Source organism: Paenibacillus sp. JT31N17 (assembly GCF_056269255.1).
Map to the genome: position 1 here is coordinate 997,334 of NZ_JBWDNP010000001.1, position 12,790 is coordinate 1,010,123.

Sequence of the window (12,790 nt, forward strand, 5' to 3'; positions counted from 1 at the left end):
CGGCGCAGAGGAGGAATAAATAAAAATGACCGCCCGCAGCAAAAAAATGATAGATTGCGACGTACATGTGGCACCTCAGCATCTGGATGAAATACGAAAGCATCTTGACCCGAAATGGCATTGGCGGCCCCTGACAGGCGGCCGTGATTTGTTCCGCCATCCTACTTATGTGGACCGGACGGACGCAGCGCCTCCAAACGGGCTGCCGACAGGCTCCGATCCGGAGTTTCTGCGCAAGCAGTTAATTGATGAATACGGGATTACCCATGCGATTCTGCTGCATCGTTCTTTCGGCAACCCGATGCCCTTCGTGGAGTTTGCGACCGCCAAGGCAAGCGCCTATAACGATTGGGTCGCGGAAACATGGCTCGGAAGATACAACGCCGACGGCGTATTCAAGGGCTCGATTCAAATATCTCATCAAGATCCGGCCGCATCCGCACGGGAAATTGAGAGATGGGCGGGACATCCCCATATGGTGCAAGTGCTGTCTGATTCAGGAGCGCGGGCTCCATACGGGAATCGGATGTACGATCCCATCTATGAAGCCTGCCAAAAATATGATTTGCCGTTTGCGACGCATGTAGGGACGGATGGCATGGGCATCAATCTTCAGGCATCCGTCGGTTACCCGTCGCATTATATCGAATGGAGCACCGCTCACTCGATCGGTTACCAAACCCATCTGATCAGCATGCTGATTGAGGGCGTGTTCGAACGGTTCCCCCGTCTGCGGGTAGTGCTGGTTGAAGGAGGAGTATCGTGGCTCCCCGCCTTGCTTTGGAGACTGGATACGCTGTATCGGCAATACCGCAATGAAGTTCCATGGCTGAAGCGAAAGCCAAGCGAGTATATCCGCGATCATGTACGCATCACTTCCCAACCGCTGGAGAGACCCGATGACGACCGGCATCTTCTTCGCATGCTGGAGCTGGCGGATGCCGAGCATATTCTGATGTTTTCCAGCGATTATCCGCATTGGGATTTCGACAGTCCCCGCCTGGCCTTTCCCAAGCTTCCCGAGGCGCTGCACCGGCGGATCTTCTACGAAAACGCCAAGGAGTTCTACAAATTATAGGACCGAAAGGAGGTAGTGCCAATGGAAATCATAGATTGCGATGTTCATGTTTATCCGCGGAATGCGGAGGAAATCAAGCGATATTTGCCGCAGCCGTGGAAACACCGGTTTCATATATGGAGCAACGCCTACTATGCGGAGAAGGTGGGAACTAACCGAACGGTACCCCCGAATGGTGCAGGACCGGGAACAGATCCGGATTTTCTGATCCGGCAGCTAATCAAGGAGGAAGGTGTTGCACAAGCTATTCTCCTCCCCCGGGCAAATGTATCCATCCATCACGATCCCGATCAGGCCGCCATGGAGGCAAGCGCTTATAATAACTGGCTCAGCGACACCTGGTTGACTTCGCATAATCCGGATGGCGTGTTCAAGGGCTCGATCACGATCGCGCATCAGGATCCCGCTGCTGCAGCGAAAGAGATTGAAAAATGGGCAGACCATCCGCATATGGTACAGGTCATCATGGATACGGGAGCGCGCGCTCCGTTCGGCCAAAGACATTATTATCCCATTTATGAAGCATGCGCCCGGCATCGTCTTCCGCTTGCGGTCCATCCGGGCACAGACGGCATGGGAATCAACATACTGGCATCACAGGGATATCCATCCCACTTTCTGGAGTGGTATGCAGGATTTTCGCTGTCGATGCAGGTGCATCTGCTCAGTTTGCTGACGGAAGGCGTATTCGAGCGTTTTCCTGAATTGAAGATGATATTTGTGGAAGGCGGCATTGCCTGGCTTCCGGCATTGATGTGGCGTCTCGATCAGGAATATAAGGGACTTCGATCGGAAATTCCCTGGACGAAGCAAATGCCGAGCCTGTATTTGAAGGAGCATGTCCGTTTTACGACGCATCCTCTGGAGCGTCCCGAGAAGGACGGGGATTTGACGGAGGTGCTGGCCATGATGAATTGCGAGGACCTGCTCCTCTATGCTAGCAATTATCCGCATCAATACTGCGCATCTCCCCGGGATTTGCATTTTCTGCCCGAGACGTTCAAGCCCAAGATATTTGCCCAAAATGCAAAACAATTGTACCGCTTGTAAGCGGAAAAGAAACAAGCCAGGCTCCATAAGGGGGGAGATCAATGGGAAGACATAAGGTGTGCTTGGTCAAGGAGCTGCCTTCGGGAATGAGCAGAATCGAGAGAATCGGAAACCGCTCGATAGGGTTATACAATATAAAAGGAAAATTTTACGCGATTCGAAGCAGCTGCCCTCATCAGGGCGCGGAATTGTGCCAAGGGAAAATCCAGGGCATGATGCTGCCCTCAGATCCCGGCGAGTACCTGTATGGCAGGGAAGGCGAAATCGTCCGCTGCCCTTGGCACGGCTGGGAATTTGATATTACGAATGGCAAATCCGTATTCGATCCGTTTCGCTGCCTGGTCAAAACCTATGCAGTGGAGGTTGTAGGGGAGGATGACGAGGCAAGTCCCGGCGTGGAAACCTTTCCGGTCGAAGTGGAGTCGGGTTGGATCGTGGTAATCGTATCGTAGCTTTGGGCCAGGGTCGAATGACCTGATCAGCTTTGGAAAGTAAAGGAGATGTAACCAATATGACAGAAGAAACGGCCACGGAAACTCCTTGGTATCGGCGGACCTTGCGGTGGGGGCAGACCAATTTTACGGAATTGGACCCCTGCCTCATCGACATGGACATGTGGAGAGAATATTGGCGCGAAACGCGGGTTCAGGGGCTTATTGTCAACGCGGGAGGCATTGTCGCTTACTATCCCAGCTCCTTTGACTTGCAGTACCGGGCACAAGGTCTGGGCGATCGGGATTTTTTCGGCGAGTTTACATCTGCTGCCAGAAGAGAAGGATTGACCGTTCTGGCCAGAATGGATGTAAACAGGGCGACTAAAGACTTCTATGATAGGCACCCCGACTGGTTTGTGGTGAATGCCCAGGGTGAACCTCATACCTCCAACGGCCGCTATTTTTCCTGTGTGAACAGCGCTTATTACAAGGAATACATTCCTCAGGTGCTGCGGGAGATTATCCGCCTGTATCAACCTGACGGCTTTGCCGATAACAGCTGGACCGGCGTCAACCGGCAAATTATTTGTTTTTGCGATAATTGCAAACAGAAATTCAAGAGGGAGTATGGACATGATCTTCCGCTGTCGCAAGATTGGGATAATCCTGTTTACCGGAGCTGGGTCAAGTGGAGCTATAGCTGCCGGACGGAAAACTGGGACCTGTTCAATAAAGCCGCTCAGGAAGCGGGAGGCCCCCATTGTTTATGGCTGGGGATGGTTCACGGCAGCCCGATCAACTCTCATTCCTTCTGCGATTTGAAGGTCATCGGGGAACGATCCAGAATTGTCATGTGCGACCATCAATCGCGGGATGCTCTGAACGGGTTTGAAATGAACGGACTAAGCGGCAACCTTCTTCACACGCTTGCAGGCTGGGATAATGTAGTTACGGAAAGCATGGCCAGTTATCTGCGCGGACCGCATATGTTTCGAAAAGCAAGCAATCCGCCGAAAGAAACCCGGATGTGGATGATCGAGGGAATCTCCGGCGGCATTTCCCCCTGGTATCACCACATCGGCGCTGTCCATGAGGACAAGCGCCAATTTGACAATGCTCCTCCAGTCATGCAATGGCATGAGGCGAATGAAGAATATTTATATAACCGCCTGCCGGCAGCAAATATCGGGCTCGTTTGGAGTCAGGACAATACGGATTTCTACGGCCGGGAAGACGTTAAGGAGAAGATTGCGCTCCCATGGAGCGGGTTCGTCAAGTCTCTGACCCGCGCAAGAATTCCTTATGTGCCGGTTAACGCCGATCATATCGCAAGGGACGCGCAAAGCCTGGATGTCCTGATTTTGCCGGACTTGGCGGCAATGACCGACGAGCAGTGCCAGGCGGTCCGTGGATTCGTGGAAGCCGGCGGAAGCCTGGTATTTACCGGGGCCACCGCGACACTGGACCAGTGGGGTGAAGCAAGAAGTGAATTTCCGTTGGAATCCATAACCGGGATGAAGCATCTCCATCAGATAGAGGGGAATTCAGCAAGCAAGCCTTTTAATCTGGAAGTTTATGACGGTCATAATTATTTGAGATTGCCCGATGACCGGCATCCGGTGATCCAAAGCTTTGAAAATACGGCAATTCTCCCGTTTGGCGGAAAAGTCCATATTGTACAAACAGGCGCGCAAATGGAAAGCGTCGCTGCCTATATCCCGGGTTTCCCCATCTACCCGCCGGAGTTCAGCTGGATGAGAGAGTCCGGATCCAATATTCCAGCCATGCTTGCCGGAGAGCATGCCTCGGGAGGACGGCTGTTCTACTTCGCGGGAGATGTAGACCGTTGTTACGGCCGATTGCAAATACCGGATCTGGGCGATCTTTTGTCCAATGCCGTTAAATGGGCCGCAGCCGATACCATTCCGCTCAAGGTGGAGGGACCCGGTTATCTGGATTGTAAATTATATCGCCAGAATGAAAGATTGATCCTTCATCTGGTCAATCTTAGCGGAACTAATCAGATGCTCGGCTATCTGGAGGAGAACCTCCCTGTAGGTCCGATCTCGGTTTCTATCAAAGTTGATGATACCGTTCCGGGCCGCGCAAGCTTGAAGGTCCGGAATATCAGTGTAAAACCCGAAATAAAGGATTCCTGGGTTACATTCCAAATCGATTCGATAACCGACCATGAACTTATAATATTGGATTGAGCCTTGGCGCATATTTCACTGCAAAGAGCTGTCCCCCAGCCATGAAACGGCTGGGGGACAGCTCTTTTGTTGACGCTTGGCTTATTCCCAGACAATTAATTCATGCATATGCAGGGAATCGATTCGGATTTTCGCCCAGCCATTCCGGATTTCAGGCTTTGTTATCATGCCGCTCACCCTGAGTGCAGCGCGAACCGGGGTAAAGCCATCCAATTTGATGGAAACCTCTATGGGGCCAACCGGCAGAATTTCTTCCAGATAACCCGGATTCCGGCTGCCGCTGAGATTAACCAGATGGAGCATTCGTCTGCCTTCCTGGCTGTACAGCTTGCAGTCCAGGTAGCCCGGGCCTTCGACTGTGAAGGGAGTTTTGTCTCCGGCTGCCCACTTCACCGCATTGGCGAGCAGATCGCCAAGGTCCGGCAGACGCGACAGACCATAAATGCGATCTACGTCTCCGGCAAAATAGAAGATGCGTCCGCCTGCGGGATGCTCCCCCGCCAGCATGGCCGGAATGTCCGTGCGCGGCTCCCTCATCCAGCTGAACTCCGGCGGATAGATGGGATAGGAGGGGATATAAGTCGCAAGCGCCTGCAGCATCCCCTTCGACTCTACGCGCCGGATCGTTCCTCCGAAAGGGAGAATGGCTGTCTTCTCGAAACCCTTCAGTACGGCATGGCGTTCCTCAGGCAGCCGGAAATAATTATGCGCTTCATGAAACTCCCAGCTGCCGCTCAGGTTTCCCGCGCCGCCCTTGGCCTTATCCAGCAGCGTAACGCCGGTAATCTCCTGCAGCGGGAAGTATTCCCGCAGTTCTCCCCATTCGTCGAGCGTGCCGGATGCACCTGTAATGACCAGACTGCCCCCGGCTGCCGCAAAATCCCTGATCGCCTCATACTGCGAATCGGTGATTACCGCCAGATCGGGAAGTATCAACACATCCAGACCATCCGCGTCTCTGGCAATATGGTCGGCATGTACAGGCACGAACGGCAGTCTGGCGCGGGTCATCGCTTGGACGAAGCCATGCCAGGGCAGGGCAACCCGTTCCTCGACCTGATCGCGACCGTAGAATTCCGTATTTTCCTGACTCCAGACAAGGCCGATATTCGCACAAGGACGCCGGTTGTACAGGTATGACTCATTAACCTTATGCCACTGCATGACAGGAGGGGCGTTCTCGAACTGTCGTCTGTCCTCCTGCAGGGCGCCGACGTGATGGTACCAGGGGGAAATGCCCCCTGCAATTCCATCGATCATCCACAAGCGGGATTCCTCCGGTGGATTGCTGCCCTGACGGAACGTACGGACCCCGCGAACATAATTGGACATGCTCTCGGGAATGACGGTATCCCAGCCTGCAAGGTTATGAAGCAAATGTCCATTGAGGCCGTTCTGCTCGAATCCCGTATTCCCATCCCGGGACTGGTGGTCGCACATGATGATTTTCGAGCGCTTTCCTACCTCCTTCAGATCACAGAAGGCAGTATGAGGGTTGAACGGATCGGCATTGAACATGCCCAGCCACAAGCAATCGGGTCCGCCAAACTCATGTGTGATCCTGTTGAACAAATCCCAGTTCTCGATGCGGCAATTATAACTCCATCTGATCCACTGCCGGTATGCGGGATCGTTGTAATCGGATGCGGAAGGAAGGTCAAGTCCCGTCTCCGCTTTAAATTTCGTCTTGCAGTTGCCGCAGCGGCAAATGATTTTGCGGGACGCTCCGGTCCAGCTGTTGTCGGTGAAACCGTCGGGATGATAGTTTGCTATAATCTCCTTCAGCACCTCAGGGATATAGTCCTTGTAATAACCGCTGTTCACACAGGAGATATAACGCCCGTTCGATTGCACCGGCTCTCCCTTGTCGTTGACGACAAACCAGTCCGGATGGGCGTCATAGAAATCCCGGGTAGCCCGGTTAATATCCATTCTGGCAAGCACGGCCAGACCGGCTTGTCTGGCCTCCGCGACGAATTCTCCCAATAAATCGCGGTCTCCGAGACCTTGAGCCCGATATTGAAGAGCGAAGGAGCTGGGATAATAAGCGACGATGCCGCCTGCATTGACAATAACGCCCTGTACGCTCGTTTGCTCCCAGTATTCCTTCCACCACTCCTTGTCCCAGTTGATAGGGTCCATTTCCGTCAGATTCGTTTGTCCCCATCTAAGAGTGCGCTCATACCAAGGCTTTTTTGCATCGGGCATTGTCTGCTTGTTGTTTTCCATTGTCATGGTCATCCGTCCTTTCGAGTCCGCTTGTACAAATCAATGATTTGGTATTTGTAGGAATTGATTTGAATTCGCTTTCACCCTTTATTTTAAATCGGAAATAGGGGAATATCTATTAACGATCAAGCTATTTTTTGTATAATTCAATGCTGGCTATGGGGCCAGCATTTTATAGCGGCCGATGGATGATTGCGTTATACTGGATAAAGAGTTTTCAGGAGGCGTTGTTCGTGTTCAAGCTGCATACTTGCTACATTTTTCAGGATAATCAACAAGACTGGCATATGGAGCCTTCCCAGGTCGCGCTGAACGTACTGATTTATATTTCGGAAGGCAGCTTGACCTATTGGGTCAATGGGGACACGATTCATTTGAAGAAAGGCGATGTGTTGTTTATTCCGGCCGGGTCGGTGCGTGGCGGGGAAGCGGCATCCGGTGCAGGCCATCAGCGGTTTGCAACCCATTTCAGCCTGAACGGGGACGACAATAATGAACTGCTGCCTTTGCTCAAAAGCGGGAAGTGGCTAAAGACCAGGGTACATGGAGAGGACTATTTCAAGCAGCGGTTCTCGCTTCTGAACCATCATTCGCTGATGGAGGGAGCCTATCAGGAATTGCTATGTCACGCCATCCTGCTGGAAATGCTGATCATTATGAATCAGGACCACGAGCGCAGGCAGATTCCGGTCAAAAAGCTCATGCTTGTCGAGGAGCTCAAAAAATATATACAGCACAACTATAGGAAGGCCATTACGTTAACCGAGCTTTCGCATGTGATCGACCGCTCTCCGAGCTATATCACCAACTTGTTCAAAGAGGTGACGGGAGCTGCTCCCATTGAATACCTTCATTATATAAGGATCTCGAAATCAAAGGATTTGATGCTGTCCGATCCGTCCATCCTGATCAGAGAGGTTGCCGAATTGACCGGTTTTTGCGATCAGGCGTATTTCAATCGTATTTTCAAAAAAGTGACGAGTGTGACACCTACCCGGTTTTTAACCGAGCTGAGAATATATAAAGGATAATAGGAGGGCCGTTCCAGATACTCATGACTCTCAAATTTGACGTAATAAAGGGATCTTGACAATAAGAATTGCCCTGTCTATACTCAGAGTGAACGTTCGGTCTTTTATTTTGCAAATGATTTTTTATGGAGGAACGCGATATGTTTGAGAGATATAATAAGGTGCAGAAAGCTGTTCTGGAGACAACCCTTCGAATTATTAATGAAAAAGAGCTGCAGGCAACCTCAATGTCTCTGATTGCCAAAGAATCAGGGATATCGACCGGAAGTATTTATCACTATTTCAGCAGCAAGGAAGATATCATCAATGAATTATTTAAAGGCATCGTCATGTTTAACGGGGAAGCCGTAATGAAGGGTGTCCATGAGCTTGATAGCGTTCAGGAGAAATTTCAACGGGCATGGATAAATTATTTTCGGCTCAGCCTGGAATACCCGCTGGGCTTTCAGTTTATTGAGCAGTATTCTTTCTCGCCATATATTTATCAGTCCTCAAAGGATGAAGCCTATAAGGGCGGCTGGTGCGGGCCCATGACGAAAATTTATACGGAAGCTGTTCAACAGCAATTATTTATTGATCTTGAACCCAGGCTCATGGTTCAGATGCATATCGGCACCGCAGTTTACACGATTAAAGGGCATCTGCAAAACTATCTCAAGCTGACAGATGATGATATACACAGGATCATTCAATCCTGCTGGAATTCGGTTCTCAAGTAAAAAAAGCGAAAATCAGGGTTTTTAACCTGATTTTTGTTGCGATGAATCGAAAGAACGTTCTGTTCAAGCTCATATATTCCTTCCAAAGCAGGAAAGAACGAACATTCGATTTAGTCCTCCGCACGGATCCCTCACACTCCGGGAAGCATGTGTATTCCTTTTTCCAGCCTCCTCCATAAGAAATGCTAAAAATATCTTTAGTCTAGACAACGAAATAAATTGTGCTACTATATAAATGTTAGTTAATTACGTTGTACCCGCAATGATTCTCATAAGGAGTGATAAAAATGGAGGCAACAACATTTGTCTTGTTTGGAGCCACAGGAGATTTGGCCAAGCGCAAAATTTATCCTGCATTATATAATTTGTTCCTTGATCATAAATTAAGCAAGTCATTCACCGTCATTGGTCTCGGAAGAAGAGAATGGTCTGATGAAGCTTTTCAAGCACAAGTGGAGCAGTCGCTGCATACGTTCTCCAGAAGATCAGCTGACGATTCCGCGACAATGAAGGCTTTTGTCAAAGCTTTCCGCTACAGCGTAATGGATGTGGAACGCATTGAAGATTACCACAAGCTTCTGCAGGTCGTCGAGCAGCGTGAGCAGGAATTGCATTTGCCGGGCAATCGGATGTTCTACCTGTCGGTTGGTCCCGAATTCTTCGGGAAGATAGCAGCAAGCATCCAGGAAAGCGGGATTGGTTCGGCGAAAGGCTGGAAACGGCTCATCATCGAAAAACCGTTTGGACATGATTTGAAGTCGGCCCAGGAATTGAATCTGGAATTGGGCAAAGCGTTCAAAGAGGAAGAAATTTTCCGTATTGATCATTACCTCGGCAAGCCTATGGTGCAGAAGCTTGATGTTCTGGAGCAATCCAATCCTGCCCTTCAGGACATATGGACAAATCAATACATTGCCAATGTTCAAATAACAGCCAGTGAAACGGTCGGCGTTGAGGAGAGAGCCGGCTATTATGATCATGTCGGAGCGATCCGCGATATGTTTCAGAACCATATGCTGCAGCTATTAATGACGCTAGGAAAGAATGACGGGCGAATCAGCAAACGTCAAGTGATGGAATCCGTAGCGCCTTTACTAAAGGAAAACGTTGTTAATGATGTGGTTCGCGGGCAGTACACTGCCGGCAGCATTCAAGGGAAGCCTGCAGCCGGTTATAAGGAAGAACCCGGTATTGATCCGTGTTCGACGAATGATACCTTCGTAGCGGTCCGTTTACGAATCGACGATGTTTTCTGGCGGGATATTCCCATTTATATTCGTACAGGAAAAAGAATGAAGGAAAAATCAACGCGTATCGTGATTGAATTCAAACAGCCATTCAAGCGCAGCTATTCAGCGCAGGAGCGGACGGCACCGAATCTGCTGATTTTTGAAATAAGCCCGAACGAAGGCGTTACTTTACAAATAAACCATAAAGATCTGCCAAATAAAGGTGTGACCTCCACCATCCCAGTGGATCTTCATTTCAATCAGAGCGGCGAGCCGGAAGCCTATGAGAATCTGATTTATGACGCTCTACAGGGAGACCCGACGTTCTTTGCCCACTGGGATGAGGTCGAATTAGCCTGGAAATGGGTTCAGCCCATCCTGGAAGCATTTGAAGAGGATCTTGTTCCTCTTCATCACTATCCGGCAGGCACTTACGGGCCGGACGCTTCCGATCTTCTGCTCGCGGAGGACGGCAATCATTGGTGGTTTGACAGCAAACCTGTTCCCCTCGCTCAGAGGATACCAAGAGAAGCGTATGCCTGACACTCGGACGAACATATCTGTTATAAGAACTATTGAAGTGTCTGGGCGGTGAGTTCCAGGGCAGATTGATGCCCGAGAATCAAGCGCAATACGACCGCTGCATCGAGATGGGATTCCGGATCCGCTCAAAGTTCTGTCTATGGAGGACTTGGTCGGGGAAGATGATGTGATTTTCTCGGCCACCGGCGTGACGGATGGCGAGTTACTCAAGGGTGTACGATACCTCCCTGATCAACACGCGGAAACTCATTCAATGGTTATGCGCGCCAAAACGAGAACCATTCGTTTTATCAAGGCAATTCATTATTTGCCGAACAAAAACCTGCAGCGAATAGGAAGCTCTGCAAACATATCAGGTCAGACACCGAAATTAATCCATACTGTTTGGATGAACCTCAATCTCCGTACAGGGGGCTTGCAGACATAAACGAAAATGAAAAGCGGCTGAGCAGGGTTACATCCTCCTCAACCGCTTTTTTTCCATGAAGCAGCTGCGTTCATATTATGGATGGGCCGCGATCCAATCGGCAATTGCCCGGTATTTAGGCGCATTCGCAGCCGGTTGCCCCGTAAATTGCTTGGCGCCCCAAGCTCCGCCCGTCGACCAGGTTCCAGCATTCGTGTAATGGCTGAAGAGAATGAAATAAGGTGCGAATTTATTCAGCATGTAGGTATACTCGTTATAAATGTCCGGATTGCCGCTCCACTGGCCGGCGTTGACCAGCAGATGCTGTCCGCCCTCATAGGTGCCGAGCGGGACATTATATTTTTGAGCGATCGTCACGGCTGGCAGTACCCGGTCGTTGAACGTTGCATCAATATCCTGATGGAACGCGCTTTGAATGTTCGGGCTTGCCCCGTCAAGGCCGCTGCCGACATATGGCGCAATGGCAAATAAATCCGCTTTTTGACTAGTCGGGTTCCAGGTGGTGCTGTTGATGACGCTGTTGTAGCTCTGATCGAAAATATCATAGTTGCCGCTGAACGAGGCTACTCTCACGACTCGTGAAGACAATTGGCTGCCGAAGACATTGGCGAACTGCTGCCAGATATGAACTGAGCGGTACAGACTGAATGCGCCGCCCTGATACCATTGATTGGAGCCCGGCAGACCATTGATGACGCCTTGGTCGAGGGTATACTGGAACTGCGTGAATCCCCCGTTCCAGGTCTCATTGGAATATTCGACATACACTTTCAAATTGGTGTTGAGCTTCTGCTTGATGAGCGTTGCGAGCTGCTGTGCATACGAATCGTCTGTCAGATGAGGCAGGTTGATCCACATATCCTTATTCGTCCTGTTGCATAGATCAATCATCCATTCGTAGGCGAGACCCGCTTTCATGGGATCACCCGACCCGATATAACCGATATCGCTGTTTCCGGGATCTGTCGGGAGCCTCCGCTGCGACCAGGTCTGGATTTTGGAGTTATTCGTTCCTCCCCAATCCATGAACCGGAGGGTCGAATACGGAGCCAGCTCGCTGATAAAGACAGGATTCCAAATATCCGTCCCGCTTGCATACGCGGTCGACCAGTTCACACTGGTTTTGAATGGTGTTTCTCCACTCCATGAAGCAAGGAACCAGAAGTTGGTGCTGATCTTCATCGTGCCACTACCGCCTCCGCCATTATTGTCTGTTGTGATGACAAGCTGCGGCTTATTCCCGCTTTCCCGGGACTGGTATTGTTCCCAAGTTCCGATATTGGTGCCGAAGCCCAGCGTCAAGGAAGATTGCGATGCGCTGAGCTTGTTTTGAACGGCAGAGGTGACATCGAATTCATAGTAACCGGTGCCTGTAACCGATTGACTGGCGATTTGCGTGCCGAGGCTTGGCTTCGCTCCGCCTTCGTTCCAGCTTTCCGTCGACGCGCCGCTGACGATCAGGGTATGGTTGAGGACATGTGAGGAATGATAAATCCGGACCTTCGCATTCGTTACCGTTCCGGATAAGCCCGTCAAACTGAATTTTGTGAAAATGCTGTTCCATTGACTGGCATACAAAATCGCATTTGTACCGGCAGTACCGTCACTTTGTGTATCCGTATCGGCAGAAGGAGTGATGGTTGTGATCGCAGCCGCCTCCGCGGTTGAACCGCCTTGATAGAGCGTCATTGTAAAAAGCATGAAGACCATCAGCATGACCATGTACTTTTTGCGCATTAAAATTCCTCCTAAATGAGCGGATTTTTATTCAATAAGCGCCTTCACCCCCTTCACCCATTACGGTATCAAAGTTGGGTATGGAGCGTACCGCGAAAAC

9 protein-coding genes and 1 pseudogene are annotated in these 12,790 nt (G+C 50.5%); 8 read left to right on the forward strand and 2 right to left on the reverse strand.

Going from position 1 to position 12,790, the window contains the following annotated elements; translation table 11 throughout:
- Nucleotides 1-25 precede the first annotated feature (25 nt).
- From AC0YOB_RS04320 to AC0YOB_RS04335, 4 genes are read left to right on the forward strand one after another with little or no spacing between them, the layout of a single operon-like run.
- Nucleotides 26-1,078: an amidohydrolase family protein gene (locus tag AC0YOB_RS04320; RefSeq protein WP_475791702.1), complete on the forward strand. Its 1,053-nt coding sequence runs from the start codon at nucleotides 26-28 to the stop codon at nucleotides 1,076-1,078.
- Nucleotides 1,079-1,099: 21 nt separating this feature from the next.
- The gene (locus AC0YOB_RS04325; RefSeq protein WP_475791703.1) at nucleotides 1,100-2,128 is read left to right on the forward strand and encodes an amidohydrolase family protein; all 1,029 of its coding nucleotides are present in this window, start codon (nucleotides 1,100-1,102) and stop codon (nucleotides 2,126-2,128) included.
- A gap of 41 nt (nucleotides 2,129-2,169) precedes the next feature.
- Complete coding sequence (locus tag AC0YOB_RS04330; RefSeq protein WP_475791704.1) at nucleotides 2,170-2,580, forward strand: Rieske (2Fe-2S) protein; 411 nt, start codon at nucleotides 2,170-2,172, stop codon at nucleotides 2,578-2,580.
- 59 nt (nucleotides 2,581-2,639) lie between these two features.
- Nucleotides 2,640-4,775 (forward strand): alpha-amylase family protein, encoded by a 2,136-nt coding sequence (locus AC0YOB_RS04335; RefSeq protein ID WP_475791705.1) that lies wholly within the window; start codon nucleotides 2,640-2,642, stop codon nucleotides 4,773-4,775.
- An 81-nt stretch (nucleotides 4,776-4,856) separates the two neighbouring features.
- Here the strand turns inward: AC0YOB_RS04335 and AC0YOB_RS04340 are convergent, their stop codons facing one another.
- On the reverse strand, nucleotides 4,857-7,010 hold the full coding sequence (locus tag AC0YOB_RS04340) for an alpha-amylase family protein (protein WP_475791706.1): 2,154 nt from the start codon (nucleotides 7,008-7,010) through the stop codon (nucleotides 4,857-4,859).
- Nucleotides 7,011-7,237: 227 nt separating this feature from the next.
- Here AC0YOB_RS04340 and AC0YOB_RS04345 point away from each other — a divergent pair, with 227 nt between their 5' ends.
- The 4 genes and pseudogenes from AC0YOB_RS04345 to AC0YOB_RS04360 all read left to right on the forward strand — a co-directional run.
- Entirely contained in the window at nucleotides 7,238-8,035 is a 798-nt protein-coding gene (locus AC0YOB_RS04345) for a helix-turn-helix domain-containing protein (protein ID WP_210045306.1), read from the forward strand.
- A 140-nt stretch (nucleotides 8,036-8,175) separates the two neighbouring features.
- On the forward strand, nucleotides 8,176-8,754 hold the full coding sequence (locus tag AC0YOB_RS04350; protein ID WP_475791707.1) for a TetR/AcrR family transcriptional regulator: 579 nt from the start codon (nucleotides 8,176-8,178) through the stop codon (nucleotides 8,752-8,754).
- Between the two features lie 287 nt (nucleotides 8,755-9,041).
- Entirely contained in the window at nucleotides 9,042-10,526 is a 1,485-nt protein-coding gene (zwf, locus tag AC0YOB_RS04355; RefSeq protein ID WP_475791708.1) for a glucose-6-phosphate dehydrogenase, read from the forward strand.
- Nucleotides 10,527-10,558: 32 nt separating this feature from the next.
- A pseudogene (locus AC0YOB_RS04360) lies at nucleotides 10,559-10,953 on the forward strand (fructose-bisphosphatase class II); the annotation flags it as partial.
- A 75-nt stretch (nucleotides 10,954-11,028) separates the two neighbouring features.
- On the opposite strand, the gene AC0YOB_RS04365 reads toward AC0YOB_RS04360, so the two are convergent.
- Nucleotides 11,029-12,690 (reverse strand): CBM96 family carbohydrate-binding protein, encoded by a 1,662-nt coding sequence (locus tag AC0YOB_RS04365; protein WP_475791709.1) that lies wholly within the window; start codon nucleotides 12,688-12,690, stop codon nucleotides 11,029-11,031.
- Nucleotides 12,691-12,790: the final 100 nt, after the last annotated feature.